This is a genomic window from Helicobacter pullorum (assembly GCF_900638355.1).
In the GTDB taxonomy this organism is placed as follows: domain Bacteria; phylum Campylobacterota; class Campylobacteria; order Campylobacterales; family Helicobacteraceae; genus Helicobacter_D; species Helicobacter_D pullorum.
Window position 1 is genome coordinate 734,994 of the sequence record NZ_LR134509.1, and the last position, 13,179, is coordinate 748,172.

The 13,179-nt window shown below is 33.9% G+C and carries 13 protein-coding genes and 2 pseudogenes; 5 read left to right on the plus strand and 10 right to left on the minus strand.

Features of this window, described 5'->3' with window-relative positions:
* Nucleotides 1–2: 2 nt before the first annotated feature.
* The 6 genes from EL247_RS03730 to EL247_RS03755 all read right to left on the minus strand — a co-directional run bounded on the left by EL247_RS03730 (nucleotide 3) and on the right by EL247_RS03755 (nucleotide 5,579).
* Nucleotides 3–1,373, minus strand: coding sequence for a sodium-dependent transporter (locus EL247_RS03730; protein ID WP_104719364.1), 1,371 nt, complete (start codon nucleotides 1,371–1,373; stop codon nucleotides 3–5).
* Nucleotides 1,374–1,446: 73 nt separating this feature from the next.
* Nucleotides 1,447–2,373, minus strand: coding sequence for a hypothetical protein (locus EL247_RS03735; protein WP_104745645.1), 927 nt, complete (start codon nucleotides 2,371–2,373; stop codon nucleotides 1,447–1,449).
* Nucleotides 2,374–3,447, minus strand: a complete 1,074-nt coding sequence (gene aroC, locus EL247_RS03740) for a chorismate synthase (RefSeq protein ID WP_104745644.1) — start codon at nucleotides 3,445–3,447, stop codon at nucleotides 2,374–2,376.
* Nucleotides 3,444–4,118: a ribonuclease III gene (gene rnc, locus EL247_RS03745; protein WP_065826520.1), complete on the minus strand. Its 675-nt coding sequence runs from the start codon at nucleotides 4,116–4,118 to the stop codon at nucleotides 3,444–3,446. Before rnc ends, aroC begins: the two co-directional genes overlap by 4 nt.
* A 2-nt stretch (nucleotides 4,119–4,120) precedes the next feature.
* Complete coding sequence (gene rnhA, locus EL247_RS03750; protein WP_054195755.1) at nucleotides 4,121–4,552, minus strand: ribonuclease HI; 432 nt, start codon at nucleotides 4,550–4,552, stop codon at nucleotides 4,121–4,123.
* The gene (locus tag EL247_RS03755; protein WP_054195756.1) at nucleotides 4,527–5,579 is read right to left on the minus strand and encodes a tetratricopeptide repeat protein; all 1,053 of its coding nucleotides are present in this window, start codon (nucleotides 5,577–5,579) and stop codon (nucleotides 4,527–4,529) included. Before EL247_RS03755 ends, rnhA begins: the two co-directional genes overlap by 26 nt.
* Before the next feature lie 126 nt (nucleotides 5,580–5,705).
* On the opposite strand from EL247_RS03755, the gene dnaG reads away from it, so the two are divergent.
* The 5 genes and pseudogenes from dnaG to EL247_RS08770 all read left to right on the plus strand — a co-directional run bounded on the left by dnaG (nucleotide 5,706) and on the right by EL247_RS08770 (nucleotide 10,116).
* The gene (gene dnaG, locus EL247_RS03760; protein WP_104745643.1) at nucleotides 5,706–7,364 is read left to right on the plus strand and encodes a DNA primase; all 1,659 of its coding nucleotides are present in this window, start codon (nucleotides 5,706–5,708) and stop codon (nucleotides 7,362–7,364) included.
* A complete protein-coding gene (locus tag EL247_RS03765; RefSeq protein WP_060661786.1) occupies nucleotides 7,342–8,319 on the plus strand; it encodes a 7-cyano-7-deazaguanine synthase in 978 nt (325 codons plus the stop codon). Before dnaG ends, EL247_RS03765 begins: the two co-directional genes overlap by 23 nt.
* Nucleotides 8,320–8,333: 14 nt before the next feature.
* A pseudogene (locus EL247_RS03770) lies at nucleotides 8,334–8,940 on the plus strand (nitroreductase family protein).
* A 315-nt stretch (nucleotides 8,941–9,255) separates the two neighbouring features.
* Nucleotides 9,256–9,621: pseudogene (locus tag EL247_RS08765) on the plus strand (methyl-accepting chemotaxis protein); the annotation flags it as partial.
* Nucleotides 9,622–9,822: 201 nt separating this feature from the next.
* Nucleotides 9,823–10,116 carry a CZB domain-containing protein gene (locus tag EL247_RS08770; protein WP_232019788.1) on the plus strand — a complete coding sequence of 98 codons (294 nt, stop codon included), beginning with the start codon at nucleotides 9,823–9,825 and terminating at the stop codon, nucleotides 10,114–10,116.
* A 24-nt stretch (nucleotides 10,117–10,140) separates the two neighbouring features.
* On the opposite strand, the gene EL247_RS03780 is transcribed toward EL247_RS08770, so the two are convergent.
* The 4 genes from EL247_RS03780 to EL247_RS03795 all read right to left on the minus strand — a co-directional run bounded on the left by EL247_RS03780 (nucleotide 10,141) and on the right by EL247_RS03795 (nucleotide 13,177).
* Nucleotides 10,141–10,713, minus strand: a complete 573-nt coding sequence (locus EL247_RS03780) for a flagellar FLiS export co-chaperone (protein ID WP_060661789.1) — start codon at nucleotides 10,711–10,713, stop codon at nucleotides 10,141–10,143.
* A gap of 67 nt (nucleotides 10,714–10,780) precedes the next feature.
* Nucleotides 10,781–11,002 carry a DUF5408 family protein gene (locus tag EL247_RS03785; protein WP_104745641.1) on the minus strand — a complete coding sequence of 74 codons (222 nt, stop codon included), beginning with the start codon at nucleotides 11,000–11,002 and terminating at the stop codon, nucleotides 10,781–10,783.
* Complete coding sequence (locus EL247_RS03790; protein ID WP_104745707.1) at nucleotides 11,002–11,829, minus strand: metal ABC transporter permease; 828 nt, start codon at nucleotides 11,827–11,829, stop codon at nucleotides 11,002–11,004. Before EL247_RS03790 ends, EL247_RS03785 begins: the two co-directional genes overlap by 1 nt.
* Complete coding sequence (locus tag EL247_RS03795; protein WP_104719369.1) at nucleotides 11,822–13,177, minus strand: FAD-dependent oxidoreductase; 1,356 nt, start codon at nucleotides 13,175–13,177, stop codon at nucleotides 11,822–11,824. The genes EL247_RS03790 and EL247_RS03795 overlap by 8 nt, the downstream gene beginning before the upstream one ends.
* Nucleotides 13,178–13,179: the final 2 nt, after the last annotated feature.

The following is a 13,179-nucleotide window of genomic DNA, read 5'->3' on the forward strand; positions in this document are numbered from 1 at the left end:
AATTAGACTTTTATTACAAAACCTCCAATGAAGATTGCAATAATAATCAATGGAACAATGTATTTGATATAGTAAAACCAAACAATACTAAAAGTAGAGGTTTTTTGGGAGTAGTTATTGATTTCTTTGATGGATTTTTCTCCCAAAACCCACCCTACAAACAATACAGAACCTAAAGCGGTTAGAACAAAGAAAATATTGCCACTAATAAAATCAAAATTATCAAAAATATTTCTTCCCCAAAAAATAATCTCTCTCCAAGGTCCATAAGTAAGGATACAAGGGAGATTCCCAAAAATAAAGACAACAATGAGAGTGAAGCTAACTGCCTTGTTGTGAGAGAATTTAAATTTTTCTTCCAAAATGCTAATAATTACTTGATAGATAGTCAAAGAAGTAGTTAAAGCTGCAATTAATAGCAAAATAAAAAAGACAATAGCAAAAAAGCTTCCAAAAAACATATGTGAAAATGCAATAGGTAGGCTTTTGAATACCAAAGAAGGACCAGAATCTGGGGCTAATCCCACGCTAAAAAGGGAAGGGAATATGATAAAGCCTGCCAAAATTGCTACAAGCGTGTTGATGATACCTGTGATATAGGCTGTTTTTACAAGATTTTCTTCTTTTTTGAGATGGGAAGAAAGGGTAATCATCACCCCAAAACCAAGTGAGAGTGCAAAAAACACCTGCCCTAGAACATATAAAAATAATTTTGGCGTGATAGCAGAAAAATCGGGTATAAGATAAAATTTAATACCCTCTATTGCATTATCTAATGTAAGGTTGCGAATAATCATTCCAATAAGACATAAAAACAAAAGAGGCATAAGCCATTTAACGGATTTTTCGATACCTTCAATGATGCCTTTTTTGAGAATAATCCAATTAATAACAACAAAAATAAAAGTATAAAATCCAATCAACAAAGGAGAATTTTCGATATTTTGTGTGTAAAAATTAGAAGTAATTTCTTTGGTGATTGGGCTAGAGAGATCAAGCCCTAGCGATGAAAAAAGGGATAAAAAAATATTGATGATATATGAGATAACCCAACCCCCAAGCACCATATAATAAGCCAAGATTCCAAATGCTCCAATAACCCCCATATAACCTACTATTTTCCATAGATTGTATTTAGAATGAGTGTCAAAGGCGTCAATAGAGTTTTTATGCGCCATTCTGCCAATAACATTTTCTACCAAAATAATAGGAATCCCAACTAAAAGCATTGCAATAATAAACACCAAAACATAAGCTCCACCACCATTTTCACCAACAAGATAAGGGAATCTCCAAGTTGCTCCAAAACCAATAGTAGCCCCAGCAACAGTGAGAATATAAGTAATTTGATTGCTCCAAGTTTGTCTTTGCATAAGTCTAATAAGCCTCTTTTGTGAAATTATTGTTTGAAATTGTATAGTTTTTTGCTTAATTTAAAGAATCTCTTTAAAAAAGTAATTTTTGCAGAGATTCTTCCCATTTTAGCGGTTGGTTTAAAATTTCTATCCCTTTTTGAGTTAATTGATTTTGTGTGTTTGGATTTTTGATGTTATTGAGGTGTTGGAGGAGATAAGATTGAAGTGTATTTTTATCTATATTCCACACTTCCTTGATGGCCAAAATAGCCTCTTGATAGCTTTTTAGATTTTCGTGTTGATTAGGGGCGATTTCAAGAGCAATGCAAGGAATCTTACAGGATAGAATCTCTATTAGGGTTTGCCCACAAGCACAAATACACAAATCCATTTGTGTGAATAAATTTGCCATTTGTTTGGGACTTAATCCATAATATCCCTTTGCATTAGAATGGAGGTTTGTATCTTTGTGAATGTAGTGGATTTGGTAATTTTGATTTTGCATTAAGAGCAAAGTAATAATCCATTTTGTGAGATTTAAAATATCTTCCCCACCTAGTGTGATAAGGATTTTTGAGATAGTTTTTGGGGTAAATTTTTGTTTTGTTTTTAATTGCTCCAAAAAAGGTTTTTGCAATAATCGGTAATTGCTACCCAAAAAAAGAGTGTGGTTTGGATAATGCTTTTGATAAATTGCTTTGGAAGCACTTGGTGAATTATTTAATAAGATTCCTTTGGGGTAGGGAAGGCGTAAGGTATCATCAAAAAAAATGCAATGTGGAGCTAGGTTTGCAACTTTTTGGTAAGATTCAAGTTCTAAAACATAAGAGTCAATGACAGCAAGATTGCATTTTTTGAGTTCAAAATCCATATAAGAAGAGAGCAATAAGCTTGAATCTAAAAGTGTGGCTTGAATATTGTTTTGCTCTAAAATATGCAAAAGAGCTGTGCAGCGACTAAAATGTCCAAGCCCAACCCCTGTTTGAATATCGGCAAAAATAAATGCTTTTTTGTGCATCTAAGAGTAGATTTTTTTGAGATTTTCTAGTTTGGAAGTTGCATTTAATAAGAGCATATCTGCCAAAATTAAAGCCAACATAGATTCACACACAACGCTTCCTCGAATAGCAATACAAGGATCATGGCGACCTTTGATTTCACAAGTGCATTCTTGATTGTTTGTTGTGATTGTGGATTGTGGGATAAAAATGCTCGGGGTAGGCTTAAAATGCACTTTGAAATAAATTTCCTCTCCATTGCTAATTCCGCCCAAGATTCCACCACTATGATTACTTAGAAAGCCATTTTGGGTAATAGAATCATTATGTTCTGAGCCAAACATTTTTGTCGATTCAATGCCGCTCCCGATTTCTACTGCCTTTACTCCATTTAAGCCAAGCATTAATTCCCCAATTGCCGAATCTAGCTTATAATAAAGCGGCTCCCCAAGTCCAATGGGGATATTTATCGCACTAATTAGAGCAGTTCCACCCACACTATTGTGGGAGTTTCTAGCTTCCATTATTTTGTTTTTTTGGGCTTGTTCGGTGTTTTTATCCAATGAAAAAATTTCACTTTCTTTGGCGAAATTAAAATCAATCTCTTGACAATCAATCCCACCTACACTAAAGATTCCACTTCTTAGGGTAATTTTGAAATGTTTTAATAGCATTTTTGCAATTGCTCCAGCAGCAACTCTTACTGCACTTTCTCTAGCGCTTGACCTTCCGCCTCCGCGATAATCCCTAATGCCATATTTGTGAAAATAAGTAAAATCTGAATGACCGGGGCGAAAAATGTCTTTGATATTGTTATAATCACTGCTTTTGGTCGCATGATTGCGGATAAAAAACCCCAAAGGAGTTCCTGTGCTTTTGCCTTCAAATACTCCACTTAGAATCTCTACTTCATCGGCTTCTTTTCTTTGTGTGGAAAAAAGATTCCTGCCACCTTGCCTTCTTTGCATTTCTAAATTAAGAAAATTTGTATCAATTTCTAATCCAGCAGGAAGTCCATCTAGCACTCCACCAATCCCAGCTCCATGACTTTCCCCAAAAGTCGTGAGTTTAAGCCGTGTGCCAAAAGTATTCATTTTGTCTCCTTTAGAATCTCAAGTGCAATTTTTGCACAATTTTGTTGGGCTTCTTTTTTGCTTTTGCCGCTTGCATGTGCGTATTCTTTGCCTTGAATAAAAACTCCAATTAGAAATTCTTTATTGTGGTCAGGTCCTTTAGAATCCAAAACCACATATTCAGGGATTACCCCAAAGAGAGCTTGAGTAAGTTCTTGCAAGCTAGTTTTGTGATCATAAAAAAGATGTTGAATGTCAATTTTGGGATAAAGAATCTCAAGGATTTTTAGGACAATGTTTTGCACCTTTTCAAGCCCACTTTCTAAATAAATTGCACCAATGATGGCTTCAAAAGCATTAGAGAGGATAGAATCTTTGTCTCTCCCGTGATTTTGCTCTTCAGAATGAGAGATAAATAAATATTCTCCAATACCCAAATAACGCGCAATTTTTGCAAAAGCTTTTTCATTGACCATAGAGGCTCGCATTTTTGAAAGCTCACCTTCTGGCGAGGAGGGAAATTTTTTGTATAAAAATTCTCCAATGATTAAATCCAAAACAGCATCACCTAAAAACTCCAATCGTTCATTGTGCGTTGATTTTTTGGCACTTTTATGCGTAAGTGCCTCTTTGAGTAAATTTTGATTTTTGAAGTGATAACCTAAGGTTTGTTGAAAATGATTGAAATCCACCTTTATTCCTTTTGTTCTTTAAGTTTTAATGCCTCTTCTTTGGCAATTTTATCACAGAGTTCGTTTTCTTTGTGACCATTATGACCTCTAACCCATTCTGTTGTGATATGGTGTTTTTTGGATACTTGTAGATAATGTTTCCAAAGGTCTGGATTCTTGATATTTTTAAAATCTTTTGCAATCCAATTTGGAAGCCATTTAGAAAGTCCATCTAAGACATATTTTGAATCGCTAACTACTAGCACTTCACAAGGCTCTTTGAGTGCTTCAAGGCTAAAAATTAATGCAGAGAGCTCCATTTGATTGTTTGTTACATTTTTGGCACTTCCTTTTAAAATTTTTTCATAATTTTTGTAACGCAAGATTCCACACCATCCGCCATATCCGGGATTTCCAAGAGATGAACCATCACAAAAGAGAGTAACGCGTTTCATCTTGTTTTTCCTTTAAAAACACAAGGGTTTGTAGTGTGAGTAATTCTTTGCAATGAGGGCAAGTCTCAAAGGGAAGTGGAGTATTTGCTTTGCAAGAGGTGCAAAGGTATTGAAATTTTAAATCACCTTTGTAATTTTGGTTTTTGTGTAAGAGTGTAAGCACTTCAAGCTCAAAAGTAGATTTTGAATCAGGGGTAAGATTGTAAAAGCCTTTGGCTTGAAAAATATCTTGCAAGAGTTTGTTGTTTGGGGGAGTATTTGGGAGTTCATTGGGATTTAGATTCCATAAAATATCTAAAACATTCAAGATTTGTTCTTTGTGGAGATTTTGAATAGATTCCCAAAATAAACTAGGATAAAAATCCTTAAAGCATTTAAGAATAATGCGGGATAATTTTACCTCTTTTTGTAAAAGCATTAAAAGCTTTTTTGATTTTTCTTGGTTGTTATCGGCATTGGAAATAAGGATTTTGGTTTGTAAATAGTGGCGATGGAGAATCGTCCCACCTTCAATTTCTTCTAGACAATCTAGAGCGTTTAAGGCATCTTGATAGAGTTTGAGTTCCTCATAAATGCTAATGAGGGATTTTAAAACTTTGCAAGAGCGGGGATAATGGTGGAGAATTTCTAAATAGATTTCTTTTGAACGCAATGGAAAGCCAGCTTTGTAATAAACATTGCCTAGAGATTCTAAAATAGGAATTTTATCAATCGGATTTTTGATATAATCAAGCAAGGTTGCATAAAGGCGAATAGCCTTTTCGTAGTTTGCGCCTTTTTGATACATATTTGCCATAAAAAGAATCGAGGGAGTTGGATTTGGGCTTAGGGCTAAAAATTCTTTGATTTCTTTGTCAAAACCAATATAATCAAAGCTTTCCATAAATTTTATAAAAGATTGATGGCGTTTTTTGCTTACAATATAATTCCAATAATAAGCAAATAGGCTAATAATTCCCACAAGAAAAATAAAAATCATAATCCCAAAAAGAGGATCGCGGTAGTCTATATTTTCTAAAAAATTCAAAATAAACCTTGTAATCTTTATGGATATTTATTCTAAAAGATTATAGCAAAATTTCTAAGAGGATTTTATAAGAAACTTTTGTAAAATTTGATAATTTACCAAATATCAATCAATGGAGTTCAAAGTTTGATAACTCAAGAAAGTATTGATGCACTTAAAAATCAACTTGATGTTGTGGAAGTGGTTTCACATTACATAGAATTAAAAAAAATGGGATCAACCTTTAAGGCTTGTTGTCCTTTTCATCAGGAAAATACTCCTAGTTTTGTGGTGAATTCTTCCAAAGGTTTTTATCATTGTTTTGGGTGTGGTGCAAGTGGAGATAGTATCACTTTTGTAATGGAATATGAAAAGATTAATTACAAAGAAGCGTTGGAAAAATTAGCACAATTTTATAATGTAACATTAGTGTATGATAATCAAAAACAGCAAAATGTAGATTCTAAAATTATGGATTTTATGAATGATTATTATCAAAATGGAATCACCAAAGAAGTAGAATCTTATATTCACTCACGCGGCATTTCAAATGTGATGAAAGAGAAATTTGAGCTGGGTTATGCAGGGCATAATTATGAGATTATGGCATATTTGCAAAAAAATTCTATTGATATGCAAGAAGCGTTAAATTTGGGTATTTTGGGTGTAGATAATGAAAATGGTGTCAAAAGATATTATGCAAGATTAACGCAAAGATTGATTTTTCCTATCCGTTCTCCACAAAATAAAATTATCGGTTTTGGTGGAAGGACGCTTGGGAATCACCCTGCAAAATATATCAATTCTCCCCAAACAAAATTATTTAATAAATCCCAAATACTTTATGGTTATCCACAAGCAAAAGAAAGTATTTATAAAAAAGAAGAAATTATCATCACTGAAGGGTATTTAGATGTAATTATGCTTCATCAAGCGGGATTTACAAATGCTGTTGCAACTCTTGGCACGGCTTTGACAAAAGAACATTTGCCCTTGCTCTCTAAAGGGAATCCAAAAATCATTGTTGCATATGATGGTGATAATGCAGGAATGAATGCGGCTTTTAAAGCAGCAAGTCTATTATCATTGGCAAAAAAAGAGGGTGGAGTTGTGCTTTTTGATGGTGGATTGGATCCAGCTGATATGGTTAAAAATGGAGAAATTGAGAGGTTAAAAGAGCTTTTTGTTAGTCCTATTCCACTCATTGATTTTGTGTTGGAGGAAATGATTAAAAAATATGATATAACTAATCCAGTCCAAAAAGATAAATGCTTGCAAGAAGTCTTAGAATATCTTCATCAGTTTTCTGCTGTAATTCAAGAGGAATACAAAGGATTTTTGGCACAAAAACTAAAACTTCCTTCGCATTTAATTAAAACTCAAAAATACAATGAAGCTAAGATTGTAAAAAATCAAGGTGATATTTATGACTTAGCAGAAAAAATTATTATTAAAAGTGTTTTAGAAGATTCAAGCCTTTTGGAATATGTTATGGATTTTTTGGAGCCTTCAATGTTTTTTACTCAACAAGAAGCTTTTTTGAAACTCATAAAAGGGGATTTGCAAGATAAAAGTTTGATTGGGATTTTGTTGGATAGCAAGATAAAACCGCAAAACAAAGAGAAGTTAAAGCAACAAATGATTATGATTTTGCACAAATTTTATGAAGAACAAAAAAATAAAATTATTCAAGATAAGAATCTTTCTTTGAGAGAAAAAGCATTTTTATTAAGAAAATATCAAAAGTATTTGGAAAATCTAAAAAAAGGAGATTTGATTATTTATGAAAGCTTTAGCGCTTTTTAGTGGAGGTTTAGATAGTCTGCTTGCTATTAAAATTATCAAAGATATGGGAATTGATGTTTTGGCTTTGCATTTTAATATTGGATTTGTTGGTAAGAATGATAAAAGTGAAGCCCTAAAAGAAATTTTGGCACAAATTGATGTTCCTTTGAAAGTCATTGATATTAGAAAGCAGTTTTTTGATGAAGTGTTGTTTGCACCAAAATATGGTTATGGAAAATATTTTAATCCTTGCATTGATTGTCATGGGAATATGTTTTCACACGCTTTTTCGCTCCTAGAGAGTGAGGGAGCTAGCTTTGTAATTAGTGGAGAGGTTTTGGGACAGCGTCCAAAAAGTCAAAGAGCAGAAGCGCTTTTGCAAGTGGAAAAGTTATGCAATGCACAAGGTTTGGTAGTGCGTCCTATGAGTGCAAAACTACTTCCTATTACTATCCCAGAACAAAAGGGGTGGATTGATAGAGAGAGATTGCTAGATATTCATGGTAGAGGTAGAGAGAGGCAGCTAAAAATGGTGGAAGAATATGGAATCAAAAATTATGCCAAGCCCGGTGGAGGTTGCCTTTTGACAGATACTTCTATTGCAAATAAAATCAAAGATTTGCAATCTCATAGGGAAATTGTGTTTGAAGATATGGAAATGGTGAAATATGGGAGATATTTTATTTTGCCAAATGGTGGAAGATGCGTGATTGCAAGAAATGAAGAAGAAAATCAAAAACTTTCTTTTAAACACCCTAAGATGAGCAAGATTGAGTTGTTAAATTGTCTAGGACCTTTGGGGTTGGTTGAAAAAGATTCAAGTCAAGAGGATAAAGAAATGGCGATTGCTTTAACTCTAACTTATGGTAAAACAGAAATGGATAAATCTTATAAAGTGCATTTTGAGGGGAGGGAGGTAGAAATGAAGCCTTTTGTCTCAAAAGAAAAAGCAAGAGAATTTTTGCTTAATTCATAAAATAAGGAGTTATGATGAAAAAAGAGATTTTTAGTGAAATTATTTGTGAGCGTTATTCTTGTAGAAATTTTAAAGAAAGAATGCTCACACAAGAAGAGATGGATTATATTTTGGAAGCAGGGAGATTATCCCCTAGCTCTTTGGGGCTAGAGCCATGGAAATTTTTGGTGGTGCAAGATTCTAATAAAAAAGCTGAAATTGCTAAAATTGCTAATGGACAAAAACATGTTGAAAAATGTGGAGCAATTATTGTAGTGGTTGCAAGATTGGATTTTGGTGAGTATTTTATCCCAAAATTGCAAGGACGCGGTTTAAGTCAAGAGGAAATGCAAAAGCGGATAGATATTTATAAGCCTTTTATTGATGGGATGAATGAGCAAGAGAAATTGCATTATGCAAGAGAGCAGACTTACTTGGCTTTGGGTAATCTTTGCTTGTGCAATCGGGCTTGGCTCTTGTATTATTGGCGGTTTTAATGCGGAGAAATTAGATGATTATTTGAACTTGGATACCTCCAAAGAAAGAAGCTCTGTAATGTTGGTAGTTGGGGAAAGAAATGAGGTAGATATTCCCAAAAAGGCGAGGTTTGATAAAGAGAGTATTATAACTTTTATTAATTAATTTATAAAATTAAATAAAGTTATGCTATGATAAGCCCTTTAATTTTTGATTTATGAGGGGTGAATTGTGTTTCGTAATTCCAAAAGAGAAGAGGAACTTATCGTTGAAAATAGGGAATTAAAGAAAAAGGTTGAGCAGCTTGAAAATGCTCTAAAGAGTTGTAGTGTCCAAAATGAGGATTATCAAAAATCTTTTGCACAGATTGAATTACACCAAAAACAAACAGGTGTATTTAATAGTATGCTTGAGATGATGACCCAATCTTGTGCAAAGAATTTGAAAATATTGCAAGATGATTTTTCTAATTCTGTAAATATGCTTCAAGAATCTAAGAAAACTTCTTTAAAGAATTATGAACAAATACAAGCTTTAGAGACTTCTATTGGGGGAACTGTAGCAAATGTAACAGAAAAGTTGATTAGCTTTCAGGGCATGATTGCACAGGTTTATCAGGATTTGGATTCCATTACAAATGTTATTAAGCTTATTACCGATGTTAGTGATCAGACAAATCTACTTGCTCTTAATGCAGCTATTGAAGCAGCAAGGGCAGGGGAGCATGGCAGGGGGTTTGCTGTTGTCGCAGATGAGGTAAGAAAACTTGCTGAAAGAGCGCAAAAAGCTACAAGAGAGATTGAGATGAATATTCAAGTATTGCGTCAAAATTTCTCTGAAGTGCAAACTTCCACAGAGGAAATTGTGGGTGATATGGATAGCGTAAATGATGAAGTTGCGAAATTTATGGAAATGGGGCAAACTTCTATATCTGTTAGAAATGATTCGGCAAATGTGTTGGATACTACTTTTATTGCATTGGTAAAGCTGGATCATTTATTGTTTAAGATTAATAGTTATAAAGCAATTATAGAAGACAATAAAGAAATGCAGCTTGCTACTCACCATGAATGCCGTTTGGGTAAATGGTATGATTCTGGGATAGGCAAGGAGCATTTTAGTCAATTGAGTAGCTATGCGGGCTTAGAAACGCCACATTCTTTGGTGCATGATTCATTTAGAGGAGCGCTAGAAGTTTTTAAAGAAGCAGGAATACAAAAAGGTGATGAAATTGTAGAATATATCAAACAAGGCGAGATAGCTTCAGATGGAGTGGTTGCTATATTGGACAATCTACTCAAAGAAAAAATATCTGAAAGACAAAATAACACGAACAAATAGAGCTTAAAGCTCTATTTGGATGAATTATTGGAATAGATTTTTAAAAGAATTTGTATCAAAATTTTCAAAATCATAATTTTGAGTGTTGTTGCTAAGTGGCAAACTAGCTTTTTCAATAAGTGTGCTTATTGTGCTCATTTTGTCACTAATTTCATTGTGTTTTTGTGATAAAGATTCTATTAGCGATGAATTATCTTGTGCCATTTGGCTTGGAAGTGGCAAAGATAAAGAAACATTTTCTCCTGCTAAATTTAAACTTAATTCTCTTCCAAATAAAGCTTCATTTCGGAATTGCGCAGCTTTAGCAGTTTTATCAAGGATATTAAGATTTTCTGGATTTATTTCTCCCATATCCTTTGCTTGAGTGCTTAGTGCATTAAGCGTAATATCGGCAATTTGCATTGCCCCTACCATTTCATTTGCACCTTTAACTCCATCGCTAAATTTGCGAATCTCTAATGTCTCTTTGGAGAGATTGGGCAGTTCTTGAGAATCTTGAATATTCTGTGTGGTAGAGGGTTGCGATTCTTTGGTGTTGGGTTGTATATTTTGTGTATAAATATTTCCTAATCCATAGGGATTTACTGATGACAGCATAAAAACTCCTTTTGATTTTTTAAAGAGTTAAAGCATTTTGTGTTCCATTTTGGAAAACTAGGGCAATTTAATGGGTTGGCATTTTTTGATTTTGTTCAAGTTGCATTATTTTTTGTTCGAGACTCTTTTGATTTTTGCTAAGATTGGCAGTAGCAGTGATTTGATTGAGTAGAATCCACAGGCTAAGGGCAGCAAAAAGAATAGTAATTACACAACAAATCAGTGCTATTTTAATGGCTTTTAGGGAAGTTTTTTGCTGTTGTTTGAGTTCTTTGCGTAAGTTTTCCATTAATAGTCCTTTGAAAAGTATTTTGTTGTTGTGAAATGATGTATAAGTGCCAATATAAAAGAAAAAATTGAAAGTAAGATAACAATGCTAGCACCTGCTTGTAAGTCATAAAAATAAGAAATGAGAATCCCTCCAAGCATACAGATAAAGGAAATAAGGCTAGAGGCAAACATCATTTTGGCTAAAGAGTTGGTAAAAATTTCACTGCAATAAGCAGGAATGCTTAAGAGTGCGACAATTAAAATTATTCCCACTGAACGCATAGAAATAACAATTCCAAGTGCAATGAGTATCATTAGAGCCATACTAAAAAAGTTTGTTTGTATTCCTTGAAGTTGTGTAAATTCGCTATCATAAGAGATTCCAAGAATAATGCGGTAATTAAAAATTATAAAAAGAATTAATAAAATAGAGAAGATAATCATATAATAAATATCGTTTTCTGTGATGCTAAGAATGCTTCCAAACAAATATCCCATAAAATCTTTGTTATATCCTGGCGTGAGTTCTACTAAAATAATTCCCAATGCCATTCCAAAAGCCCAAAGCGATCCTACTAGAGAATCTAAACGCTCTTTGCCATAAAGAAGCATATAGGCTAAGACAATCGCACACAAAATGCTAAAAATTGTTGAACCAAGCATAATGGGGAGACCAAAAAAGGTGGCAATCCCTACTCCTCCATATACGCTATGAGCGATCCCTCCAGCGATGAAAACCATTCTGTTGGTAACTGCAATGGTGCCAATGATACCGCAAATAATGCTTGTGAAAAAAGCACCAATAATGGCATTTTGGACAAAGGTGTATTCTAAAATCTCAATCAACAAGCCACTCCAAATCTTCTTCGTTTAGCTCCTCTTTGATTTTGTCCATTTTGATAGCTGCTTGTAGATATTCAGTGATTTCTAGCATATCCACAAGGGCATTTTTCATACAGCTTGTAGCACCCGGACTTGGCGTCATATTGAAGGTAATTCCTTTGTTGCTTTTGATTTTTTTCTCTCCTAAGATAAGTTTTTTTTGTGTTTTGTCTAGCACTTGAGGGCGGATTCCGCCAAATCCATCGGCATAGGATAGTTCATTGAGTTGTATTGAAGGAATAATTTTTTTGGCTTCTTCCCAAAAATATTTTTTGCCAATGCTTGGAATCTCATAAATAAAATTTCTAAAGATATAGTTTCTAATTTCGCTATCAGAGAGCAAATCCCACATAATTTTGGTTGTTGCACTGCCAAATCCAAATGATTTCATAAAATCTGCATAAGTCCCATTTTTGAAGCGTTCTAATTTAGGCAAAGCAAGTGCGGTTGGTCCTAGTCTAGTTTTGCCTTGAGCGACAACATCAGGATCACCATGGATAGCAGCAAATGGAAGTTTTGGATTTTGCACAGTATAAACTTTGCCTTGTAGTTTATTCCCGGGAATAAAATAAAAACTACCAGAAACAGGCAAACACCCTAAATCTAGCCCATACCCCATATTTTGTGCTAAAAGTAGAGAATGTGCTCCTGCATTTACCAAGACAAAAGAAGCACTAATAGGCTCTTGCCCTTGAGATTGGATTGTATAGCCACCATCGCCTTGTTGGATAATATTAGTTACTTTATGGTTGAAAAATACTTTGTGTTCCCCAAAAATACTTTGTTCTATCATATGGTTTGCGGTTGAACAAAAATTCATCGCACAGAAACTTTTTCTCATTCCAGAACCTATAATCGCTTCAGGTCTGTCGCTACCATCCAACATTTTTACAACATTTGGTTCAATTTGCTTTAATGTTTCTTTGTCAAAAAATTCTAAATTAGGATAAATTTCTTTAAACTCTTCATGGCGTTTTGTCATAAAATCTACTTCTTTTTCCCCCACACCAATTGCCATTTTTTGGTATTCAAAAATACTTTTATTTTGTAGATTGTGGTAAAAAGCATAAGAAACAAGAAGTTTGGCTGCTCTTGAGACCTTTTTGGCTTTCTCAAAAGTATAGTTTGTTTCTATATCGCCAGAATGAATTGTTTGTGAATTATTGTTGCCACTAGAGCTTAATGTGGCAGGTTGAGAATACTTTTCTAGTAAGGCAACTTTTTTAATATCTGTGTAATGTGTTAGTGCATAAAATAGCGCACTTCCAGAAATACCTGCCCCAATGATTGCTACATCATAAGAATTATTCATAA

Bases quoted from the DNA above. Each gene is read 5' to 3' on its own strand.
- EL247_RS03795 (WP_104719369.1), bottom strand. From the start codon at position 13,177: ATGAATAATTCTTATGATGTAGCAATCATTGGGGCAGGTATTTCTGGA.
- EL247_RS03735 (WP_104745645.1), bottom strand. From the start codon at position 2,373: ATGCACAAAAAAGCATTTATTTTTGCCGATATTCAAACAGGGGTTGGG.
- rnhA (WP_054195755.1), bottom strand. From the start codon at position 4,552: ATGAAACGCGTTACTCTCTTTTGTGATGGTTCATCTCTTGGAAATCCC.
- aroC (WP_104745644.1), bottom strand. From the start codon at position 3,447: ATGAATACTTTTGGCACACGGCTTAAACTCACGACTTTTGGGGAAAGT.
- EL247_RS03730 (WP_104719364.1), bottom strand. From the start codon at position 1,373: ATGCAAAGACAAACTTGGAGCAATCAAATTACTTATATTCTCACTGTT.
- EL247_RS08770 (WP_232019788.1), top strand. From the start codon at position 9,823: ATGCAGCTTGCTACTCACCATGAATGCCGTTTGGGTAAATGGTATGAT.
- EL247_RS03765 (WP_060661786.1), top strand. From the start codon at position 7,342: ATGAAAGCTTTAGCGCTTTTTAGTGGAGGTTTAGATAGTCTGCTTGCT.
- EL247_RS03785 (WP_104745641.1), bottom strand. From the start codon at position 11,002: ATGGAAAACTTACGCAAAGAACTCAAACAACAGCAAAAAACTTCCCTA.
- EL247_RS03780 (WP_060661789.1), bottom strand. From the start codon at position 10,713: ATGCTGTCATCAGTAAATCCCTATGGATTAGGAAATATTTATACACAA.